The following is a 22,918-nucleotide window of genomic DNA, read 5'->3' on the forward strand; positions in this document are numbered from 1 at the left end:
CCAGTCCACTCAACTACCGAAGCAGGATGTTCGCCATGATTCGTATGCCTCTGGCTACCGCCAGTCTGCTGGCCATCGCTATTTCCCTCGCCGGTTGCGGCGAAGGCAAGGACAAAGAAAAAGCCTCCGAAATGACTCCGGCTTCCAGCAGTGCTGCTCCAGCCCCTGCCGCTGCACCTGCTCCTGCCGCCGGTAAAGTTGACGATGCCGCCGCCAAGGCTGTGGTCGCGCACTACGCCGACATGGTCTTCGCCGTTTACAGCGATGCCGAATCCACCGCGAAAACCCTGCAGAGCGCGGTCGACGCGTTCCTCGCCAAGCCGAACGCCGACACCCTGAAAGCCGCCAAGGCTGCCTGGGTGGCCGCACGCGTACCGTATCTGCAGAGCGAAGTGTTCCGCTTCGGCAACACCATCATTGACGATTGGGAAGGTCAGGTTAACGCCTGGCCATTGGACGAGGGCTTGATCGACTACGTCGACAAATCCTACGAACACGCACTGGGTAACCCGGGCGCCAGCGCCAACATCATCGCCAACACCGAAGTGCAGGTCGGCGAAGACAAGGTCGACGTGAAAGAGATCACCCCGGAAAAACTCGCCAGCCTCAACGAGCTGGGCGGTTCCGAGGCGAACGTTGCCACGGGCTACCACGCGATCGAATTCCTGCTCTGGGGCCAGGATCTGAACGGCACCGGCCCTGGCGCTGGCAACCGTCCGGCCTCGGACTACCTGGAAGGCGCCGGCGCCACCGGTGGTCATAACGACCGTCGTCGTGCCTACCTGAAAGCCGTGACCCAACTGCTGGTCAGCGACCTGGAAGAAATGGTCGGCAATTGGAAGCCGAACGTGTCCGACAACTACCGCGCCACCCTGGAAGCCGAGCCAGGCGAAACCGGCCTGCGCAAAATGCTCTTCGGCATGGGCAGCCTGTCCCTGGGTGAACTGGCGGGCGAGCGCATGAAGGTTTCCCTGGAAGCCAACTCCCCTGAAGACGAGCAGGATTGCTTCAGCGACAACACTCACTACTCGCACTTCTACGACGCCAAAGGCGTGCGTAACGTTTACCTGGGCGAGTACACCCGTGTTGACGGCACCAAGCTGACCGGCGCCAGCCTGTCGTCGCTGGTAGCCAAGGCCGACCCGGCTGCCGACACCGCGCTGAAAGCCGATCTGGCCGCGACCGAAGCGAAGATCCAGGTCATGGTCGATCACGCCAACAAGGGTGAGCACTACGACCAGCTGATCGCTGCCGGCAACACCGCTGGCAACCAGGTCGTTCGCGACGCCATCGCCGCGCTGGTCAAGCAGACCGGCTCGATCGAAGCCGCTGCGGGCAAACTGGGCATCAGCGACCTGAACCCGGACAACGCCGATCACGAATTCTGATCGCAGCGTCCGCGTCAAAAAGAGGCGACCTTCGGGTCGCCTTTTTCATTATTGGCACACCACTATCCCTGTGGGAGCGAGCCTGCTCGCGAAGGCTTGATCCGGCGCAGCATTTTCAGCGCGTCGGGCATCGCTTTCGCGAGCAGGCTCGCTCCCACAGTGTTGGCATGCGCTTAAAGGCTTGCGCGATATCAAGCAAACGATAATTCCTCTTATTCAAACTCCCCCGCCCTGTTAGACTTTGCGCCTTTGTTTTCGCCCGTTTGCAGGATGTCTGATGCTGTCGTTGCCGCTTCGCTTGTCCGCACTGTTGCTGGCCCTGGGCCTGAGTGCCTGCGATGACGCCCCGCGTTTCACCAAGGCCGAGCCGGGGGAAGCGCGTTCGGGCGGTGCGGCGACTGTGCGCAAGAGCGATCAGAACGCCTTTTCCCTGCCATCGGCCAACCTGCCGCCGTCACGGCGCGTGGATTTCAGTGTCGGCAACAGTTTCTTTCGCAGCCCGTGGGTGATCGCGCCGTCGACCACCACGGCCCGCGACGGTCTCGGCCCTTTGTTCAATACCAACGCCTGCCAGAACTGCCACATCAAGGACGGTCGCGGGCATCCGCCGGCACCTGACGCATCCAATGCGGTGTCGATGCTGGTGCGCCTGTCGATTCCCGACGCGCCGCAATACGCCAAAGTCATCGAACAGCTCGGCGTAGTGCCGGAGCCGGTGTATGGCGGGCAGTTTCAGGACATGGCCGTGCCCGGCGTTGCCCCGGAAGGCAAGGTCCGCGTCGACTACACACCGGTGCCGGTACGCTTCAAGGACGGCACCGAGGTCGAGTTGCGCAAACCGACTCTGCAGATCACCCAACTCGGTTACGGCCCGATGCACCCGGACACGCGTTTTTCCGCGCGGGTGGCGCCGCCGATGATTGGTCTGGGCCTGCTCGAAGCGATCCCCGAGGAGGCGATCCTCGCCAACGCCGCCGCCCAGGCGAAAGAGAACAATGGCATCAACGGCCGGCCCAACCAGGTCTGGGATGACCAGTTGCAGAAGACCGTCACCGGCCGGTTCGGCTGGAAAGCCGGGCAGCCGAATCTCAATCAGCAGAATGTTCATGCGTTCTCCGGTGACATGGGCCTGACCACCAGCCTGCGGCCGTTCGACGATTGCACCGAGGCGCAAACCGCCTGCAAACAGGCGCCGAACGGTAATGGCCCGGACGGCGAACCGGAAGTCAGCGACAACATCCTGCGGCTGGTGCTGTTCTACAGCCGCAATCTCGCAGTGCCGGCGCGCCGTGGCGTCAACGATCCACAGGTGCTGGCCGGCAAGAATCTGTTTTTCCAGGCCGGTTGCCAGTCGTGCCACACGCCGAAATACACCACCGCCGCCGATGCCGCCGAACCGGAATTGGCCAATCAGGTGATTCGTCCATACAGCGACTTGCTGCTGCATGACATGGGCGAAGGCCTGGCGGACAACCGCACGGAATTTCAGGCCTCCGGCCGCGACTGGCGCACCCCGCCGTTGTGGGGGATTGGTCTGACGCAAGCGGTCAGCGGTCACACCCAGTTTTTGCATGACGGCCGCGCACGCAACCTGCTCGAAGCGGTGCTCTGGCATGGCGGCGAGGCGACGGCGGCGCAGCAACAGGTTTTGTCTTTCAATGCCGAGCAGCGCGCTGCGTTGCTGGCGTTTCTGAACTCACTTTAAATACTGGAAAAACATCGGGAGCCCGACATGTTCCGTCCCAAGTTACTGTTCACCAGCCTTGCCGCGCTCGCCCTCGGCGCCTGCTCGCCGCAGGACCCGCAAGCGGTCACTTCGGCGGCGATCGCCAAATCGGTGATCCTGCCGACCTACACCCGTTGGGTCGAAGCCGACCGGCAACTGGCGGTCAGCGCCCTCGCCTACTGCCAGGGCAAAGAGACCCTGGAAACTGCCCGTGCCGATTTCCTCCACGCGCAGAAAGCCTGGGCCGAGTTGCAACCGCTGCTGATCGGTCCGCTGGCCGAGGGCAACCGTTCGTGGCAAGTGCAGTTCTGGCCGGACAAGAAAAACCTCGTCGGCCGTCAGGTCGAGCAACTGGTCGTCGCCCAGCCGCAGATCGACGCCGCCACGCTGGCCAAATCCAGCGTCGTGGTGCAGGGCCTGTCGGCTTACGAATACATCCTCTTCGACGCCAAACCTGACGTCGCCAACGACGCGCAAAAAGCCAAATACTGCCCGCTGCTGATCGCCATCGGCGAACGCCAGAAGCAACTGGCCGAAGAGATTCTGCAGGGCTGGAACAACACCGATGGCATGCTCGCGCAGATGAGCAAGTTCCCCAACCAGCGCTATGCCGACTCCCACGAAGCGATCGCCGATCTGCTGCGCGTACAAGTGACGGCACTGGATACCCTGAAGAAAAAACTCGGCACGCCGATGGGCCGCCAGAGCAAAGGCGTGCCGCAGCCGTTCCAGGCGGATGCGTGGCGCAGCCAGTCGTCGCTGACCGCACTGGAAGCCAGCCTTGCCGCCGCCAAAACCGTCTGGGAAGGCGTCGACAACAAAGGCCTGCGCGGTCTGCTGCCGGCCGAACAGAAGCCGTTGGCGGACAAGATCGATGCCGCCTATGCCGCGTCGCTGAAGCTGTTCGACAGCACCCAGCGCTCGCTGGGCGAAATGCTCGAAGACGACGCCGGTCGCCAGCAACTCAACGATATCTACGACAGCCTCAACGTCGTCCATCGCCTGCATGAAGGCGAGCTGGCCAAGGCGCTGGGCATCCAACTGGGCTTCAACGCCAACGACGGTGACTGATGAGGGCGAGTGCCATGCTGCGACGTCAGGTTCTGACTTTAGGTAGTGCACTGCTGGGAGCAGTGACGCTGGGCGGCTGGACGCTGTTCAAACGCAAGGATCAGAGCCCGCTGCTACTGTCGGCGCGTGACGATACTGACGGCAAGCATTACGCCGTCGGCTATCGGCTCGACGGCACGCGGGTGTTCGCCACCCACGTCGGCCAGCGTTGCCACGACATCATCAACCACCCGACGCAGCCGCTGGCGCTGTTCGTTGCACGGCGTCCGGGTACCGAGAGTTACCTGATCGACCTGCGCGACGGCAAGCTACTGCAGACCGTGACCTCGCAGCCGAACCGGCACTTCTACGGCCACGCCGTGGTGCACAAGGACGGCGAATACCTGTACGCCACCGAAAACGATACGACCGATCCTGGTCGCGGTTTGCTCGGTGTGTATAAGTTCGAAGGCGAGCGGCTGGTGCACACGGGCGAGATTTCTACCCACGGCCTCGGCCCGCATCAGGTGTCGTGGATGCCTGACGGCGAGACGCTGGTGGTGGCCAACGGCGGGATTCGCACCGAGGCGGAAAGCCGCGTCGACATGAACCTTAACGCCATGGAACCGAGCCTGGTGTTGATGCAGCGCGACGGCACATTGCTGAGCAAGGAAACCCTCGCCCAGCAGATGAACAGCGTGCGCCACTTGGGCATCGCCAGTGACGGCACCATCGTCGCCGGTCAGCAATTCATGGGCCCGTCCCACGAACGCTCGGAGCTGTTGGCGATCAAGCGACCCGGGCAAGCGTTCGTGGCGTTCCCGGTAGCGGAAGATCAGTTGCAGGCGATGGGGCACTACACCGCCAGCGTCGCGGTGCACAGCGATCTGCGTCTGGTCGCGTTGACGGCGCCGCGCGGCAATCGTTTCTTTATCTGGGATCTGGACAGCGGCGAACTGCGCCTCGATGCGCCTTTGCCTGATTGCGCCGGCGTTGGTGCGGTAAAGGATGGCTTCGTCGTGACCTCGGGGCAGGGCCGTTGCCGTTACTACGATTGCCGGCAGGAACAGCTGCTGGCCAAGCCGCTGGAATTGCCGGCGGGGCTCTGGGACAACCATCTGCACTTGATGGCCTGACAACAAGTCCCGTGGCTGACGATCAACCTGTGGCGAGGGGATTTATCCCCGTTGGGTGGCGCAGCCGCCCTTAAAACTGCAATTGCGGTATGACTGAAGGATTCAGGGGGCCGCTTCGCAGCCCAATGGGGGTAAATCCCCTCACCACAGGATTGTGTCCCGCTGCACCTGTAAACACTGCCAGTTGGAATCCCCACCTGACTCGGAGTAATGTGCCCGCCTGTCTCATGATTTATCCAAGGAACTGGACATATGCTGCGTCGCCGCATGCTGATCATGTTGGGTGTTGTTTTGCTGATCGTCCTGGTACTGGGCGGATACAAAGCCTTTTCGATCTACACGATGATCCAGGGCTTTTCCAAGCCCAAGCCGCCGATCAGCGTCGCCGTGGCCACTGCCGGCGAACAGCCGTGGCAGATGCGCCTGCCCACCGTCGGCACGCTCAAGGCGCTGCAAGGTGTCGACTTGAGTCTGGAAGTCGCCGGCACCGTCACTGAGCTCAAATTCGAATCCGGGCAGAAGGTCAAGGCCGGGCAACCGTTGCTGCAACTCGACAGTGCCGTCGAGACCGCTCTGCTGGAAACCGCCCGCGCCGACCTCGGCCTGGCGCAACTGGACTTCGGCCGTGGCTCGCAACTGGTCGACAGCCGCGCGATCTCCAAAGGCGAATACGACCGCCTCTCCGCCGTGCTGCAAAAGAACAAGGCCACGGTCAATCAGCTCAACGCTTCGCTGGCGAAAAAACGCATCCTCGCGCCATTCAGCGGCACCATCGGCATCCGTCAGGTCGACGTCGGCGACTACCTCGCCAGCGGTACCAAAATCGCTACGTTGCAGGATTTGAGCAGCCTTTACGCCGACTTCTACGTGCCCGAACAAGCGGTGCCGAAACTCGCTATCGGCCAGCCCGTGCAGTTCACCGTCGCCGCTTATCCGGGGCAGAACTTCGTCGGCAAGATCAGCGCAATCAACCCGATCGTCGAAAGCACCACGCGCAATATCCTCGTCCGCGCCACCCTGGCCAACCCCGACGGCAAGCTGCTGCCGGGCATGTTCGCCAGCCTTGAAGTGCTACTGCCTGATCCACAGAAACACATCGTGGTGCCGGAGAGCGCGATCACCTACACCCTGTACGGCAACTCGGTTTACGTGGTCGGGCAGAAAAAGGCCGAGGACGGCAGCGTCGCCAAGGATGAAAACGGCCAACCGCTGCTGATCGCCGAACGTCGTTTCGTCGAAACCGGTGAACGCCGCGATGGCCTGGTGATGATCAACAAGGGCGTGCAGAGCGGCGAACAAGTGGTAACGGCGGGCCAGATCAAACTGGACAACGGCGCCCACATCGCTATCAGCGACGACAAGACCCTAGGCGAGCAGAACAGTCCGCCTCGCGCCGACTGATCAAGGAATTCCCATGGCTTTTACCGATCCGTTCATCCGCCGCCCGGTGCTCGCCACCGTGGTCAGCCTGCTGATTGTGCTGCTGGGCTTTCAGGCCTGGAGCAAGCTGCCGCTGCGCCAGTACCCACAAATGGAAAACGCCCTGATCACGGTGACCACGGCTTATCCCGGGGCCAACGCCGAAACCATTCAGGGCTACATCACCCAGCCGATGCAACAGAGCCTGGCCAGTGCCGAGGGCATCGATTACATGACCTCGGTCAGCCGGCAGAACTTCTCGGTGATTTCGATCTACGCGCGCATCGGCGCCAACACCGACCGCTTGTTCACCGAACTGCTGGCCAAGGCCAACGAGGTGAAGAACAAGCTGCCGCAGGACGCCGAAGACCCGGTGCTGAGCAAGGAATCCGCCGACGCTTCGGCGCTGATGTACATCAGTTTCTTCAGCAAGGACCTGAGCAACCCGCAGATCACCGACTACCTGTCGCGGGTCATCCAGCCAAAACTGGCGACGCTGCCGGGCATGGCCGAAGCGGAAATTCTCGGCAATCAGGTGTTCGCCATGCGTCTGTGGCTCGACCCGGTGAAACTCGCCGGCTTCGGCCTCAGCGCCGCCGACGTGACCGCTGCGGTGCGCCAGTACAACTTCCTCTCCGCCGCCGGCGAGGTGAAAGGCGAGTACACCGTCACCAGCATCAACGCCAACACCGAACTGAAATCCGCCGAGGCCTTCGCGGCGATTCCGCTCAAGGTCGATGGCGACAGCCGTGTGTTGCTGCGTGATGTCGCGCGGGTGGAAATGGGCGCGGAAAACTACGACTCGATCAGCTCGTTTGGCGGCACGCCGTCGGTGTACATCGGCATCAAGGCCACTCCCGGCGCCAACCCGCTGGACGTGATCAAGGAAGTGCGCAAGTTGATGCCCGAGCTGGAAGCACAGCTGCCGCCGAACCTGAAAAGCGAAATCGCCTACGACGCGACACTGTTCATTCAGGCCTCCATCGATGAGGTGGTGAAAACCCTGTTCGAAGCGGTGCTGATCGTCATCGTCGTGGTGTTCCTGTTTCTCGGCGCGCTGCGTTCGGTAGTGATCCCGGTGGTGACCATTCCGCTGTCGATGATCGGCGTGATGTTCTTCATGCAGATGATGGGTTACTCGATGAACCTGCTGACGCTGCTGGCCATGGTGCTGGCCATCGGTCTGGTGGTGGACGACGCGATCGTCGTGGTGGAAAACATCCACCGGCACATCGAGGAAGGCAAGACGCCGTTCGACGCAGCGCTGGAAGGCGCGCGGGAAATTGCCATGCCGGTGGTGTCGATGACCATCACCCTGGCGGCGGTGTATGCGCCGATCGGTTTCCTCACCGGGCTGACCGGGGCGTTGTTCAAGGAGTTCGCCCTGACCCTGGCTGGAGCAGTGGTGATTTCTGGCGTCGTCGCCCTGACGCTGTCGCCGATGATGTGCGCGTTTCTGCTGCGCCACGAAGAGAACCCCAGCGGGCTGGCCCATCGTCTCGACCGCGTCTTTGAAGGCCTCAAGCGCCGTTATCAAAGCATGCTCCACGGCACGCTCAATACGCGGCCGGTGGTGCTGGTGTTCGCGGTGATCGTGCTGTGCCTGATTCCGGTGTTTCTCAAGTTCACCAAGTCGGAACTGGCCCCGGACGAGGATCAAGGCATCATTTTCATGATGGCCAGCGCACCGCAGCCGACCAACCTCGACTACCTGAGCACCTACACCGACGAATTCATCACCATCTTCAAAGAGTTTCCCGAGTACTACTCATCGTTTCAGATCAACGGCTATAACGGTGTGCAGGCCGGCATCGGCGGCTTTTTGCTCAAGCCATGGAACGAGCGCAGCCGCACGCAGATGGAAATCCTCCCCGAGGTGCAGAGCAAACTGGAGAGTATTCCCGGCCTGCAGATCTTCGGTTTCAACCTGCCCTCCCTGCCCGGCACCGGTGAAGGCCTGCCCTTCGAATTCGTGGTCAACACCGCCAATGACTATGAACTGCTGCTGCAAGTCGCCGAGCGCATCGAGAAACGCGCGATGGAGTCCGGCAAGTTCGCCTTTGTCGACCTCGATCTGGCGTTCGACAAGCCGGAAGTAGTCGTGGATATCGACCGCGACAAGGCCGCGCAGATGGGCGTGTCGATGCTTGACCTCGGCAGCACGCTGGCGACCTTGCTCGGCGAGGCGGAGATCAATCGCTTCACCATCGACGGGCGCAGCTACAAGGGCATCGCCCAGGTCGAACGGGCCTACCGCGACAACCCGGACTGGCTGAACAATTACTACGTGAAAAACACCCAGGGCGAATTGCTGCCGCTGTCGACGCTGATCAAGGTCAGCGACCGCGCACGACCGCGCCAGCTCAATCAGTTCCAGCAACTCAACGCAGCGAAGATTTCCGGTTTCCCGCTGGTGAGCATGGGCGAAGCCATCGACACCGTGCTGCAGATTGCCCGCGAAGAAGCACCGGCCGGGTTTGCCTTCGACTACGGCGGTGCCTCGCGCCAGTACGTGCAAGAAGGCAGCGCGCTGTGGGTAACTTTCGCTCTGGCATTGGCGATCATCTTTCTGGTGCTGGCCGCACAGTTCGAAAGCTTCCGTGATCCGCTGGTGATTCTCGTGACGGTGCCGCTGTCGATCTGCGGCGCGCTGATCCCGTTGTTCCTCGGCTGGTCGAGCATGAACATCTACACCCAGGTCGGGCTCGTGACGCTGATCGGCCTGATCAGCAAGCACGGCATCCTGATCGTCGAATTCGCCAACCAGTTGCGCAAGGACAAGGGCCTGAGCGCCCGTGACGCGGTGGAGGAAGCGGCGGCAATTCGCTTGCGCCCGGTGCTGATGACGACGGCGGCAATGGTGTTCGGCATGGTGCCGCTGATTCTGGCCACCGGTGCGGGAGCCGTGAGCCGCTTTGATATAGGCATGGTGATTGCGACGGGGATGTCGATCGGCACGCTGTTTACGCTGTTCGTGCTGCCGTGTGTTTATACCTTCCTGGCGAAACCGGATCGCAAATAACATCCTGTGGGAGCGAGCCTGCTCGCGAATGCGGCAGTTCAGCTGCATTGATGTCGACTGATACACCTTCGCGAGCAGGCTCGCTCCCACAGAGGGCGATATGTATCTTGAAAGTTGTTGAATAAAAAAGGCCTCGCAATTGCGAGGCCTTTCATTTGGGCTTCAATCGTTTCAACTGGCTGGCCTCATTCCCTGAGACAGTCCGAACATGAACAACAGCAAATCATGATCGGGCTGGGTCGCCACGGAGGCTTTTGCCACCCGTGGAACCGAACAATGAGCGTCGTTCCCGGACGCCCCTATGACCTGCATGCGCGGCTGCTCCCAGGCAGCCACCGCCAGTGAAGCAACTGCCAAGGCCCCGACCAGGAACAAACCTCGTGCAATTTCGAGTTTCATCGCTATAAACCTTTGATAGCGCTGCCAAACGCCGTCTCATAAAAGTAGACAAGTTTTTTCCAGTCGGCATCGCGGAACGACGAATGGCGACGCAGTTGCTTCAAGTCATGCTGTGCGGCTCGATAGGGGGTCAGACGCTGGCGGCACTTCTCCAGATCGATCAACGCCACTTCAACCTGCGCCGTTTCACCTTCACCGGTGACGCGCACGAAAACGTGTTTGATGTAAATGCAGCTGTGTTGCCAGCGGCCCTTGTGCATGCGCGCCAGGTTCTCGGCGAGGTCCTTGAGGACTTTTTCGTAGACCACGTCACCACATTGATCGCGACCACCGGCAGCGGCCAGCCAGTGTTCCAGTTCCTGGAAACCGTCGAGGGATTTGGTGACGAGCAGCGCGCGCCACTTGTGTTGCGGATCCGGTTGCGCGCCGCAAAAAACGATCTGCGGAACACGCACGCCGAGTTTGCTTACGCCGGTCAGCGCATCGAGTTCACGCAATACGGTCGGGCGACCGAACGGGTGCAACCAACTGCGATAGATGTGCCCGGTCTGGCGCTTGGCGTACAAGAGCTGACCGTCACGGTCGACGATGCGCTGCACCCCGCTTTCGCCACCACGGCGCACATTGGGCTCTTCAACCCATTCGCCGCGCTGGTTCCAGTAATAATCGAAACGATCCTGGGGAGCGACATCCGCTTCAACCGCTGCTTGCACTGCCATCCTCTACCTCTTGCGTAATACGTAAACTCGCCACATCGCATAGAGCGGTATGAAGTCCAGTTGTTCCTGAATGCGGAAACCCGCCTGTTCAAATTCTTTCTCGATCGTCGTCGCCGGAATCAGAAATCGATTCTGGTAATCATGACTTGGCCGATCCCGCTCGGCGCGCTTGCGCTTCCAGGCCTTGAAATTGCCGTCAACCCACAACGAAACAATCACGCTGTCACGGGTCACCCGCTCGAACTCGCGCAGGATCACCCGACGGTGCTCGGCCTCGCCGATGTGGTGCAACAGACGCATGCAAAAGATGCTGTCGACCGAGTTATCCGGCAGAGCGATATCGAATGCCGAGGTGTGCAGCGGCTGTACACGCTTGACCACATCGGCTGGCTGCCCTTGCAGCGCGGTCTTGATCATCGACTCGGAATTGTCCGCGCCGATGATCACCCGGTTGGGCTTCTCCGCGAGCATTGGCCAGAAACGCCCGGCACCGCAGGGCAGATCCAGCACCAGCCCGGGATCTCCCGCCAGCGCCAAGGCCTTGCGACCGACTTGCTCATCGCGCCAGTGCGACAGGCGGCGACCGAGGCTTTGCTGGTGCTTGCGCAGATATCGTTGTGCGTGTTGGTCGTCGTACTTTTCGGAAAAATCGAGCTTGATCGGGCCGGCCATCATCTGGACTCCTGTTCTGATGACGCCACCTTAAGCAGCGGCGTGTCAGCGTCAGGTCATCCAATTGTGAAAATTCTGTCAGGTAAATCTGCAAAGTATTACAACGTTATACAGGATTTAGACAGCTGTACGGGAGTAGCCTCGAGCCACTATTTGCCGGCATTCACGCCAAGATCTACCTCGAATCGGCAGCCATTGGGGTCCATCGTGCTCAGGCTGACTGTCCAGCCCTGGTTTTCGCAGATGCGCTGGACCAGCGACAGGCCCAAGCCGAGACCCTCGCCACGTTTCTCGCTGCCGCGCACAAACGGTTCGAACATCGCCTCGCGTTTTTCCTCGGGGATGCCCACGCCCGAATCCTCAACGACAAAACCGTTGGCGGTGAGCGTCAGACGAATGAAACCCTGTTCGGTGTAATGCAGGGCGTTACGCAGCAGGTTGCCCATTACCGCGTTCAGCAAGGTCGCGTTGTAGCGAGTATCCGCTGGGGTGCCCGGCTCGAATATCAGTGTCAGCCCCTTGCGCTCGATCGGCTCACGCCACAGGCACAGCAGGCTTTCGGCCACTTGCGTGAGATTCTGCTGTGGCGCCGCTGCGGCCTCTTCGTTCTGCGTGCGCGCCAGCATCAGGAAGGTCTGTACCAGTTCGCGCATCTCCTCGCTGGCTCGGGCGATGCGTTCGACCTGAGCGCGACCGCGCTGATCGATACCGGGGTTTTCCAGCAGCAGTTCGCAGGAGCTGGCCAGGACCATCAGCGGCGTGCGCAATTCGTGGCTGACGTCGCTGGTGAACAAGCGCTCGCGGTTCAGCGCCTGACGCAAGCGCCCCAGGGTGGCATCGAACGCCACCGCCAGTTCACCGACTTCATCCGCCGCATAGTCCGGCGCCAGGGGCGGCGCCAGCCCGAGCAACTGGTCGCGATGACGGACCTGCCGCGCCAGGCGCACCACCGGCGCCATCACCTTGCGCGCGAGCACCCAGCCAAGAAACACCGCCAGTGCCAGGCTGAGCACGAAGCCCACCAGCACCACGGCAAACAGCACGCGCTCGCGCTCTTCGAAATCGCTTTGGTCCTGCAATAGTACGTAGCGTCGACCATCCACCACCTCGACCATGGCGTGATAGGACAGCTGCTCGCGAAAGACCTCGTGGAAACCGGCATCGAGGTGACGCAGATCCTTGGGCAGGTCGAAATCCCCCGGCCCGCCACTGAAATAGAACAACTGATCCGGCTCGGGGCGATGGCTCCAGTCGGAGACGTTGTCCATCAGCAGCAAACGTTGCAGATCGCCGCCCAGCCCTGCGGAAATCAGTTTCTCTTCCACCAGGTGCACCGTCGCAACGATGCCCATGGCGAAAGCGCCGGCGACCAGTGCGCTCATCAGCGCAAAGGCGATGATGATCCGCTGGGAAAGACTCTGCTTAAACTCCATCTCGCCCCTCGGCCAAGCGATAACCGACACCGTGCACGGTGTGCAGCAGTGGCTTGGCGAATGGCTTGTCGATCACTTGGCGCAACTGGTGAACATGGCTGCGCAGGCTGTCGCTGTCCGGGCAGTCATCGCCCCACAGCGCTTCCTCGAGAATCTCCCGACGCAGCACGTGCGGGCTCTTCTGCATCAGCACTGCGAGCAGCTTGAGACCGACCGGGTTGAGCTTGAGCAGCTTGCCTTCGCGGGTCACTTCCAGGGTGTCGAGGTCGTAGCTCAGATCACCGACCTGCAATGCGCGGCGACCGCCGCCCTGAGCACGGCGCATGACCGCTTCGACGCGGGCGGCCAGCTCGGACAGCGCAAACGGTTTGATCAGGTAATCGTCGGCACCGGACTTGAAGCCCTGCAGCCGGTCGTCGAGTTGGTCGCGGGCGGTCAGCATGATCACCGGCGTATCACGCCGTGCGTCTTCACGCAGGCGCTTGCACAAGGTGTAGCCGTCGATGCCGGGCAGCATGATGTCGAGCACGATCAGGTCGTAATGCTCGGTCGCCGCCAGATGCAGACCGGACAAGCCGTCTTGTGCGCAATCGACGGTATAGCCTTTCATGCCCAGGTAATCGGCCAGATTGGCCAGGATGTCGCGGTTGTCTTCGACCAGCAGAATTCGCATGGGCACCTCCTCCGAACGGGGTAACGGCCGTCTTGGCCCGCGCAGCTTACGGCCAAGTGTGGCTCAGGGCTAGGGGCGTTTTTTGATAAACCTGCGCTGCGCGCGCTGCGACGTTTTTTTCACTTTCGGTTAACAAATCGCCGACGCCAGCGCGCGCAGACTCCGCGCGATTACGCTCTCTCCTCCGTTCATCGACCAAGGAACCTGCCATGGTGTCGACCTCTGCCCTTCCCGCTTCAAGACCGCTGAACTGGTGGCTGTGTCTGGGCATTCCCGCAGCGGCGGCGATCATTCTGCTGTTGCTCGAACTGACCGATCTGGACATGGTTCTGGCGCAAATGTTCTACGACCCGGTCGCCGGGGATTTCATCGGGCGGCACAGCTATTTTCTTGAAGACATCCTGCATGACCGGGCCAAACAGCTGGTGATCGGCTTCTCGGTGTTTGCCATTCTGGGTTTCATCGGTGCGTTTTTCATCGAACGGCTGAAACCGTTCAAGCGTGAACTGGGTTGCCTGGTGCTGTCGCTGGGGCTGGCGACTTCGTTTGTTACTCCAGTCAAAGCCGTCACCGCCGTGCAGTGCCCATGGAGCCTGGAGCAATTCGGCGGCCACGAGACCTACAGCAAACTGATGGAGCATCGCCCCGCCACGGACAAGCCGGGACGTTGCTGGCCGGGTGGCCATGCGGCGACAGGGTTCACCCTGTTTGCACTGTTCTTCGTGTTGCGTGACCGCCGCCCGCGACTGGCACGGCAGGCGTTTGTATTTGCCTTTGCGCTGGGCTCGGTGTTCTCGATCAGCCGCATGATGCAGGGTGCGCATTTCTTTTCGCACAACGTGTGGACGGCGATTTTCTGCTGGCTGATTTGTCTGGGGGCTTATTACTGGGTGCTGTATCGCCCGGCTGGCAAGACTTCGACGGCGATGAACACACAGCCGATCAATGCCTGAAATAAACAACCTGTGGGAGCGAGCCTGCTCGCGAATTGTCGGCTCAACTGGCTTGCATGTCGGATGACAGACCGCTTTCGCGAGCAGGCTCGCTCCCACAGGGGGATACCAGTGAGCTTCGAAATTGGGGCAATAAAAAACCCCGCTGACTCTCGCCAGCGGGGTTTTGCGTTACAGGGCCAGGGCTGGCTTACATCATGCCGCCCATGCCACCCATGCCGCCCATGTCTGGCATACCGCCGCCAGCTGCACCTTCTTTCTTCGGTGCGTCGGCAACCGCTGCTTCGGTGGTCAGGATCAGACCGCCGATGGAGGCTGCAGCTTGCAGAGCCGAACGGGTTACCTTGGTTGGGTCCAGGATACCCATTTCGATCATGTCGCCGTATTCGCCGGAAGCAGCGTTGTAACCGAAGTTACCTTTGCCGTTCTTCACTTCGTTGACGACTACGCTTGGCTCGTCACCGGAGTTGGCAGCGATCTGACGCAGCGGCGCTTCAACAGCGCGACGCAGCACAGCGATACCGACGTTCTGGTCAGCGTTGTCGCCGGTCAGCTCGGTCAGTGCTTCCAGAGCACGGATCAGCGCCACGCCACCGCCAGGTACCACGCCTTCTTCAACGGCTGCGCGGGTTGCGTGCAGGGCGTCTTCAACGCGGGCTTTCTTCTCTTTCATTTCAACTTCGGAACCAGCGCCAACCTTGATCACTGCAACGCCGCCGGACAGCTTGGCCAGACGCTCTTGCAGTTTTTCACGGTCATAGTCCGAGGAGGTTTCGGCAACCTGGGCGCGGATCTGAGCGATACGGCCTTCGATGTCTGCCTGCACGCCAGCACCGTCAACGATGATGGTGTTTTCCTTGGACAGGGTCACGCGCTTGGCGTTACCCAGGTGCTCCAGGGTGGTGCTTTCCAGGCTCAGACCGATCTCTTCGGAGATAACGGTGCCGCCGGTCAGAACAGCGATGTCCTGCAGCATGGCCTTGCGACGGTCGCCGAAGCCCGGTGCCTTGACGGCAGCGACTTTGACGATGCCACGCATGTTGTTCACAACCAGAGTCGCCAGGGCTTCGCCTTCAACGTCTTCGGCCACGATCAGCAGTGGGCGGCCGGCTTTGGCAACGGCTTCCAGCACTGGCAGCATTTCGCGGATGTTCGAGATCTTCTTGTCGACCAGCAGGATCAGCGGGCCGTCGAGCTCGGCAACCATGGTGTCCGGCTTGTTGACGAAGTATGGCGACAGGTAGCCACGGTCGAACTGCATGCCTTCTACAACCGACAGTTCGTTTTCCAGGCCCGAGCCTTCTTCAACGGTGATCACGCCTTCTTTACCGACTTTTTCCATGGCTTCGGCAATGATGTCGCCGATGGAGTTGTCGGAGTTGGCCGAGATGGTGCCGACCTGAGCGATGGCTTTGAAGTCAGCGCATGGCTTGGACAGGGCTTTGAGCTCTTTGACAATGGCGATGGTCGCCTTGTCGATACCGCGTTTCAGGTCCATCGGGTTCATGCCGGCAGCGACGGCTTTCAGGCCTTCGTTGACGATCGACTGAGCCAGAACGGTAGCGGTGGTAGTACCGTCACCAGCGTCATCGTTGGCACGGGAGGCAACGTCTTTGACCAGCTGCGCGCCCATGTTTTCGAAGCGGTCATCCAGTTCGATTTCTTTGGCAACGGAAACGCCGTCCTTGGTGATGGTCGGAGCGCCGAAGCTCTTCTCGATAACCACGTTACGGCCTTTCGGGCCCAGGGTCGCTTTTACCGCGTCAGCCAGAACGTTGACGCCTTTGAGCATCTTGGTACGGGCGGCATCGCCGAACTTAACTTCTTTAGCAGCCATGATCGATATTCCTTAAATACTTTGTAGTAGCGGGAAAATGAACGGGGATATCAGCCTTCGATAACCGCGAGGATTTCGTTCTCGCTCATTACCAGCAGGTCTTCGCCATCGACTTTCACAGTGTTGCTGCCGGAGTAAGGACCGAACACAACCTTGTCGCCTTCCTTCACGGACAGTGCACGCACTTCACCGTTTTCCAGAGCTTTGCCCGGGCCTACAGCGAGAATCACACCGTGGTTGGCTTTTTCAGCAGCCGAACCTGGCAGGACGATACCGCCAGCGGTTTTCTTTTCTTCTTCGCTGCGACGGATGACGACGCGGTCATGCAGAGGACGAAGCTTCATTGTCGATCTCTCCTAATTGTGGTTTTCATCGGCCGGTGTAGTCCCGGCGGGTTTAACGAATCCGGCCTGCGCCGGTTGCGGTCCGTCGAGCGAACCGCGCAAGTCTGTCCGGTTTGAATACCGGAAACCTTTCGGTGACCGATACATAGGGGCGTACAAGCCGATTACAAGGGCTGGCGGAAAAAAATTTTCATCCAGACACGGTAAATAACAGCCATAAACGAGCACGGCACCCGAAGGTGCCGTGTCGATGCAGATGTCACTTGTTGTCGCGGTGTTCGAACTCGCCTTCGATCACATTCGGCTCTCGACCCAGCGGTTCGCGCGGGGCCGGGCCGCCACGGGGTTGCAGGTCGTCGGCGAAGGCGCGCTGGCGCATGGCTTGGTCTTCAGCGCGCTGGCGCATCTTGTTCGCCAGCAGACGACGGGTGACCGGCAGCAGCATCACCAGACCGACCACATCACTGATGAAGCCGGGAATGATCAACAGTCCGCCGGCCAGTGCCAGCATCAGGCCCTCGAGCATGGTCTGCGCGGGCAATTCGCCGCGATTCAGGCTTTCCCGGGCACGCAATGCGGTGGCCAGACCGGCGACGCGCAGCACGAACACACCGAACATCGAGCCGAGAATGATCAGCAGCAGGGCCGGGAAGAACCCGATAGAGCCTGCCACTTTGACGAATACGAACAGCTCCAGCACTGGAAACAGCAGAAAGAGCAACAGAAAAGGGCGCATCAAAGTTTCCTCAACGCAAGAAATGCCTTGCAGTAAGCCTTAGATGACGTCGCCCTTGCGTGAATTCAAGCTTAACTTTGCGCTTTTTTCGGCCAGGACTGGGCGTGAGCCAGAGAAACCAAGGCCTCGCGCACTTGTGTCGGCGTATTACATGGCGCAGCGAAGGGCAACCAGTAGACGGCCTGACCAATGCGCAGGTGCATGCCTTCGCTGTCGATCCCGGCCAGTTGCGCCGGCACACTGTTCGGCAGCCCGGCCAGCTCGACGTAATGGGCGATGGCCTTGGCGTGGTCGCTGTTCATGTGCTCGACCATGCTGATTTCCGCCTTGCCGGCGAACGGGTTGGCCAAGGTCAGATCGTCGATCCAGTGGATCGCACCAAAGCCGCCGATGTAACGATGGCGCACCGGATTGAGCACCCAGAAATCGAAATCGTGGGCCTGGTGATAATTCTGCGAGTCAGGGAAATAGCGGTAATAACGCTCGGCGGCAGCCTCGATGGCTGCCGGGTCTTCGAGTTTCTGCGCTTGGGCCAGATAGGTCAGCCGCCCGACCGCCTGCACATCGTCGGCCTCGCGCTCGCCCACCAGCATTGAGCACTTCGGATCTTTCTGCAGGTTATGCGTGTGCTGGGCGATGCGGCTGATCAGGATCAGCGGCCGACCCTGCTCGTCCAGGCAATACGGCACGACCGAGCCAAAGGGAAAACCCGGCATCGATTTGGAGTGGGTCGACAGCACTCCGCGGTATTCCTTGAGAAGCAATTCTCGGGCATTCTTCGCCACTTCAGCGCTCAATTTGTGACTCCTTAAATGGGTTCCGTCTAGAAAACGGACAGGCGCGCAGCGAAAAGTAACCGGCGCGCATCGGGCAAATGTTCGTGTGCAACCAGGCCTGACCGGTGCCGATCGAGCGTTGCCGACAACAAAAACAACTCAGACCTGCCAGCGGGACATGCGAATGCAACTCAACGACAAAGTAATCATTATCACCGGCGGTTGCCAGGGTTTGGGCCGTTCCATGGCCGAGTATTTCGCCGGCAAGGGCGCGAAGCTGGCCCTGGTCGATCTGAATCAGGAAAAACTCGACGACGCCGTGGCCGCCTGCAAAGCCAAAGGTGTCGAGGCGCGCAGCTACCTGTGCAACGTCGCCAATGAAGAACAGGTCGAGCACATGGTCGCGCAAGTGGCCGAAGACTTCGGCGCCATCCACGGCCTGATCAACAACGCTGGCATTTTGCGCGATGGTCTGCTGCTGAAGGTCAAGGACGGTGAGATGACCAAGATGAGCCTGGCCCAGTGGCAGGCGGTGATCGACGTCAACCTGACCGGCGTGTTCCTCTGCACCCGTGAAGTCGCAGCGAAGATGGTCGAGCTGAAGAACAGCGGTGCGATCATCAACATTTCGTCGATCTCCCGTGCGGGCAACGTCGGCCAGACCAACTATTCCGCAGCCAAGGCCGGCGTCGCAGCGGCGACCGTGACCTGGGCGAAGGAGCTGGCGCGTTACGGCATTCGCGTGGCGGGCATCGCGCCGGGCTTCATCGAAACCGAAATGACTTTGGGCATGAAGCCGGAAGCGCTGGAAAAGATGACGTCGGGCATTCCGCTCAAGCGCATGGGCAAGCCCGAAGAGATCGCCCATTCGGCGGCGTATATCTTCGAGAACGACTACTACACCGGGCGGATTCTGGAGATGGATGGCGGGTTGCGGATCTGACTGTCACCCTGAAACAAATGTGGGAGCGAGCCTGCTCGCGAATGCGGTGTGTCATTCAACCCATTGGTTGTCTGATCTACCGCTTACGCGAGCAAGCTCGCTCCCACAGGTTTTTCAGCGCTGCCGATGGATCAATCGTCGCTGATGGTGATATTCGGCATCGCCGGCGTGGCCGCTTCCTGCAAGACAATGCGCGCGCCGACGTGGCGGGCCAGTTCCTGATAGACCATGGCAATCTGGCTGTCCGGCTCGGCGATTACGGTTGGCTTGCCGCCATCGGCCTGTTCGCGGATCAGCATCGACAGCGGCAGTGAGGCCAGTAGTTCGACGCCGTATTGGGTGGCCAGTTTCTCGCCGCCGCCTTCACCGAACAGATGCTCGGCATGCCCGCAGTTCGAGCAGATGTGCACCGCCATGTTTTCCACCACGCCCAGCACCGGAATGTTGACCTTGCGGAACATTTCCACGCCTTTGCGTGCGTCGAGCAGCGCCAGATCCTGCGGCGTAGTGACGATCACCGCGCCGGCCACCGGGACTTTCTGCGCCAGGGTCAGCTGGATGTCGCCGGTGCCTGGCGGCATGTCGATGACCAGATAATCCAGATCCCCCCACGCGGTTTGCGTGACCAGTTGCAGCAGCGCCCCGGAAACCATCGGCCCGCGCCAGACCATCGGCGTGTTGTCGTCGGTCAGGAACGCCATCGACATGACTTCCACACCGTGGGCCTTGAGCGGCACGAACCATTTCTGATCCTTGACCTCGGGCCGGGTGCGTTCGGGAATGCCGAACATGATGCCCTGGCTCGGGCCGTAGATATCGGCGTCGAGGATGCCGACCTTGGCACCTTCCCGGGCCAGCGCCAGCGCGAGGTTGGCAGCGGTAGTGGATTTGCCCACGCCGCCCTTGCCGGAAGCGACGGCGACGACGTTCTTGACGTTGGCCAGCCCGGGAATCTGCGCCTGGGCCTTGTGCGCGGCGATCACGCTGGTGACCTCGATACGGGCGATGACCACGCCGTCAAGGTTTTCGATGGCCAGTTGCAGCAATTGCGCCCAGCCGCTCTTGAACAAACCGGCGGCGTAGCCGATTTCCAGCTGCACATTGACGCGGTCACCGATGATCTCGATGTTTTTCACGCAACCGGCGCTGACCGGGTCCTGGTTCAGGTAAGGGTCGGTGTATTGGCTGAGGACGGCTTCCACCGCTGCGCGAGTGACGGCGCTCATGGGCAACTCCGATAACAAGACTGGAAAAGATGGCGGCTATCGTACGCTGGACACCGATTTGAGGCGAACAGATTACTTGCGCTGAAAAGCCACTGTGGTGAGGGGACTTATCCCCGTTCGGCTGCGCAGCAGTCGTAAAGCCATTGCACTCGGACTGTCTGATGCATCGATGTTTGCGGTTTTGGGGCGGCTTCGCCACCCAGCGGGAATAAATCCCCTCACCACCCGAGCTCTCAAAGTACCCAGTGGCGCAGGGGTGAAAAATATGCGCCGGCGCTTTATAGTGGCCGACCTCCGTTTCATCAAGTAGCGAAGCCCCATGTCCGAGCCACGCAAGATCCTCGTCACCAGCGCCCTGCCCTACGCCAACGGTTCGATCCACCTTGGCCATATGCTGGAATACATCCAGACCGATATGTGGGTGCGCTTCCAGAAGCATCGCGGCAACCAATGCATCTATGTCTGCGCCGACGACGCCCACGGTTCGGCGATCATGCTGCGCGCGGAAAAGGAAGGCATCACCCCGGAACAACTGATCGCCAACGTGCAGGCTGAACACAGCGCCGACTTTGCCGACTTCCTCGTCGATTTCGACAATTTCCACTCCACTCACGCCGAAGAAAACCGTGAGCTGTCGAGCCAGATCTACCTCAAGCTGCGTGACGCCGGGCACATCGCCCAGCGTTCGATCACGCAGTATTTCGACCCGGAAAAGAAAATGTTCCTGGCCGACCGCTTCATCAAGGGCACCTGCCCGAAATGCGGCACCGAAGACCAGTACGGCGACAACTGCGAAAAATGCGGCGCGACCTACGCACCGACCGACCTGAAGGATCCGAAGTCGGCGATCTCCGGCGCCACCCCGGTGCTCAAGGATTCCCAGCACTTCTTCTTCAAGCTGCCGGATTTCCAGCAAATGCTGCAGGCCTGGACCCGCAGCGGCACCCTGCAGGACGCCGTGGCCAACAAGATCGCCGAATGGCTGGATGCCGGCCTGCAGCAGTGGGACATTTCCCGCGATGCGCCGTACTTCGGTTTCGAGATTCCGGGCGAACCGGGCAAGTATTTCTACGTCTGGCTGGATGCGCCGATCGGTTACATGGCCAGCTTCAAGAACCTCTGCAACCGCACGCCGGAGCTGGACTTCGACGCGTTCTGGGGCAAGGACTCGACTGCCGAGCTGTACCACTTCATCGGCAAGGACATCGTCAATTTCCATGCGCTGTTCTGGCCAGCCATGCTCGAAGGCGCCGGCTACCGCAAGCCGACCGGCATCAACGTGCACGGCTACCTGACCGTCAATGGCCAGAAAATGTCCAAGTCGCGCGGCACCTTCATCAAGGCCCGCACTTATCTCGATCATCTGTCGCCGGAATACCTGCGCTATTACTACGCGGCCAAGCTGGGCCGTGGCGTCGATGACCTCGACCTGAACCTCGAAGACTTCGTGCAGAAGGTCAACTCCGACCTGGTCGGCAAAGTGGTCAACATCGCCAGCCGTTGCGCCGGATTTATCCACAAAGGCAACGGCGGCCTGCTGGTCGACAACAATGCCGCGCCGGAGCTGACCGAGGCCTTCCTCGCCGCCGCGCCGAGCATTGCCGACGCTTACGAGGCCCGCGACTTCGCCCGCGCCATGCGTGAAACCATGGCCCTGGCTGACCGCGCCAACGCCTGGATCGCCGACAAGGCGCCGTGGTCGTTGAACAAGCAGGAAGGCAAGCAGGATGAAGTCCAGGCGATCTGCGCCACCGGCATCAACCTGTTCCGCCAGTTGGTGATCTTCCTCAAACCGGTACTGCCGCTGCTGGCCGCTGATGCCGAGGCGTTCCTCAACGTCGCGCCGCTGACCTGGAATGACCACACCACCCTGCTGGCCAACCACCAGCTCAACGAATTCAAACCGTTGATGACCCGCATCGACCCGGTAAAAGTGCAAGCCATGACCGACGCCTCCAAGGAAGACCTGACCGCCAGCCAGACCGACACTGGCGCAGCCGCCCCTGCAGGCAACGGCGAACTGGCCAAGGATCCGCTGTCGCCGGAAATCGATTTCGACGCCTTTGCCGCCATCGATTTGCGCGTCGCTTTGATCGTCAAGGCCGAACACGTCGAAGGCGCGGACAAGCTGTTGCGCCTGACCCTCGACATCGGTGACGAGCAACGCAACGTGTTCTCCGGGATCAAGAGCGCGTATCCGGACCCGTCCAAGCTCGACGGTCGCCTGACCATGATGATCGCCAACCTCAAGCCACGGAAAATGAAGTTCGGTATTTCCGAAGGCATGGTGATGGCGGCGGGCCCTGGTGGTGAAGAGATCTACCTGCTGAGCCCTGACAGCGGCGCCAAGCCGGGTCAGCGCATCAAGTAAGGCGTTGCGATAAAACGATCCCACCGACGTGCTCTGCATGCCGGTGGGATTTTTCATATCTGGCCCGATAGTGCCTACCCTTAAGAGACACCCGC

General features: G+C 60.8%; 19 protein-coding genes. 9 read left to right on the forward strand and 10 right to left on the reverse strand.

All coding sequences use genetic code 11. The features are described 5' to 3' along the window. The first annotated feature begins 35 nt into the window (after positions 1–35). From OC605_RS09850 to OC605_RS09875, 6 genes are all read left to right on the forward strand, one after another. Complete coding sequence (locus OC605_RS09850; RefSeq protein ID WP_262136794.1) at positions 36–1,388, forward strand: imelysin family protein; 1,353 nt, start codon at positions 36–38, stop codon at positions 1,386–1,388. Between the two features lie 280 nt (positions 1,389–1,668). Then, entirely contained in the window at positions 1,669–3,093 is a 1,425-nt protein-coding gene (locus OC605_RS09855) for a di-heme oxidoredictase family protein (protein WP_410055985.1), read from the forward strand. A gap of 27 nt (positions 3,094–3,120) precedes the next feature. Next, complete coding sequence (locus tag OC605_RS09860; RefSeq protein ID WP_262136798.1) at positions 3,121–4,185, forward strand: imelysin family protein; 1,065 nt, start codon at positions 3,121–3,123, stop codon at positions 4,183–4,185. A 14-nt stretch (positions 4,186–4,199) separates the two neighbouring features. Next, on the forward strand, positions 4,200–5,300 hold the full coding sequence (locus OC605_RS09865; RefSeq protein WP_262136799.1) for a DUF1513 domain-containing protein: 1,101 nt from the start codon (positions 4,200–4,202) through the stop codon (positions 5,298–5,300). Positions 5,301–5,552: 252 nt separating this feature from the next. Beyond that, positions 5,553–6,701 carry an efflux RND transporter periplasmic adaptor subunit gene (locus OC605_RS09870; protein ID WP_262136801.1) on the forward strand — a complete coding sequence of 383 codons (1,149 nt, stop codon included), beginning with the start codon at positions 5,553–5,555 and terminating at the stop codon, positions 6,699–6,701. 13 nt (positions 6,702–6,714) lie between these two features. Further along, entirely contained in the window at positions 6,715–9,741 is a 3,027-nt protein-coding gene (locus OC605_RS09875; RefSeq protein WP_262136803.1) for a multidrug efflux RND transporter permease subunit, read from the forward strand. A 171-nt stretch (positions 9,742–9,912) separates the two neighbouring features. Here OC605_RS09875 and OC605_RS09880 read toward each other — a convergent pair whose 3' ends face one another. From OC605_RS09880 to colR, 5 genes are all read right to left on the reverse strand, one after another. Further along, positions 9,913–10,140: a hypothetical protein gene (locus OC605_RS09880; protein WP_016773424.1), complete on the reverse strand. Its 228-nt coding sequence runs from the start codon at positions 10,138–10,140 to the stop codon at positions 9,913–9,915. A 2-nt stretch (positions 10,141–10,142) separates the two neighbouring features. Then, on the reverse strand, positions 10,143–10,859 hold the full coding sequence (locus OC605_RS09885) for a lipopolysaccharide kinase InaA family protein (protein WP_186567580.1): 717 nt from the start codon (positions 10,857–10,859) through the stop codon (positions 10,143–10,145). A gap of 3 nt (positions 10,860–10,862) precedes the next feature. Continuing rightward, positions 10,863–11,531, reverse strand: a complete 669-nt coding sequence (locus OC605_RS09890; protein WP_197890826.1) for a class I SAM-dependent methyltransferase — start codon at positions 11,529–11,531, stop codon at positions 10,863–10,865. Between the two features lie 149 nt (positions 11,532–11,680). Further along, a complete protein-coding gene (locus OC605_RS09895; RefSeq protein WP_262136807.1) occupies positions 11,681–12,964 on the reverse strand; it encodes a sensor histidine kinase in 1,284 nt (427 codons plus the stop codon). Next, positions 12,954–13,637 carry a two-component system response regulator ColR gene (gene colR, locus OC605_RS09900; RefSeq protein WP_016773421.1) on the reverse strand — a complete coding sequence of 228 codons (684 nt, stop codon included), beginning with the start codon at positions 13,635–13,637 and terminating at the stop codon, positions 12,954–12,956. The genes OC605_RS09895 and colR overlap by 11 nt, the downstream gene beginning before the upstream one ends. A 209-nt stretch (positions 13,638–13,846) precedes the next feature. Between colR and OC605_RS09905 the strand changes: the two genes are divergently transcribed. After that, the gene (locus tag OC605_RS09905; protein ID WP_024014149.1) at positions 13,847–14,590 is read left to right on the forward strand and encodes a phosphatase PAP2 family protein; all 744 of its coding nucleotides are present in this window, start codon (positions 13,847–13,849) and stop codon (positions 14,588–14,590) included. Between the two features lie 190 nt (positions 14,591–14,780). Here the strand turns inward: OC605_RS09905 and groL are convergent, their stop codons facing one another. The 4 genes from groL to OC605_RS09925 all read right to left on the reverse strand — a co-directional run bounded on the left by groL (position 14,781) and on the right by OC605_RS09925 (position 18,304). Further along, positions 14,781–16,427 (reverse strand): chaperonin GroEL, encoded by a 1,647-nt coding sequence (gene groL / locus OC605_RS09910; RefSeq protein WP_016773419.1) that lies wholly within the window; start codon positions 16,425–16,427, stop codon positions 14,781–14,783. A gap of 50 nt (positions 16,428–16,477) precedes the next feature. Beyond that, on the reverse strand, positions 16,478–16,771 hold the full coding sequence (locus OC605_RS09915) for a co-chaperone GroES (RefSeq protein ID WP_007916610.1): 294 nt from the start codon (positions 16,769–16,771) through the stop codon (positions 16,478–16,480). Positions 16,772–17,030: 259 nt separating this feature from the next. Continuing rightward, positions 17,031–17,507: an FxsA family protein gene (locus OC605_RS09920; RefSeq protein WP_016773418.1), complete on the reverse strand. Its 477-nt coding sequence runs from the start codon at positions 17,505–17,507 to the stop codon at positions 17,031–17,033. Between the two features lie 71 nt (positions 17,508–17,578). Beyond that, entirely contained in the window at positions 17,579–18,304 is a 726-nt protein-coding gene (locus OC605_RS09925) for a HugZ family protein (RefSeq protein WP_133338587.1), read from the reverse strand. 163 nt (positions 18,305–18,467) lie between these two features. Here OC605_RS09925 and OC605_RS09930 point away from each other — a divergent pair, with 163 nt between their 5' ends. Further along, positions 18,468–19,226, forward strand: a complete 759-nt coding sequence (locus OC605_RS09930) for an SDR family oxidoreductase (RefSeq protein WP_016773416.1) — start codon at positions 18,468–18,470, stop codon at positions 19,224–19,226. A gap of 131 nt (positions 19,227–19,357) precedes the next feature. Here OC605_RS09930 and apbC read toward each other — a convergent pair whose 3' ends face one another. Beyond that, entirely contained in the window at positions 19,358–20,452 is a 1,095-nt protein-coding gene (apbC, locus tag OC605_RS09935) for an iron-sulfur cluster carrier protein ApbC (RefSeq protein ID WP_130926783.1), read from the reverse strand. Positions 20,453–20,771: 319 nt separating this feature from the next. Between apbC and metG the strand changes: the two genes are divergently transcribed. Then, positions 20,772–22,823, forward strand: coding sequence for a methionine--tRNA ligase (gene metG / locus OC605_RS09940; protein ID WP_122752244.1), 2,052 nt, complete (start codon positions 20,772–20,774; stop codon positions 22,821–22,823). Positions 22,824–22,918 lie beyond the last annotated feature (95 nt).

Source organism: Pseudomonas sp. Marseille-Q5117, from assembly GCF_946901175.1.
Lineage (GTDB): Bacteria > Pseudomonadota > Gammaproteobacteria > Pseudomonadales > Pseudomonadaceae > Aquipseudomonas > Aquipseudomonas iranensis.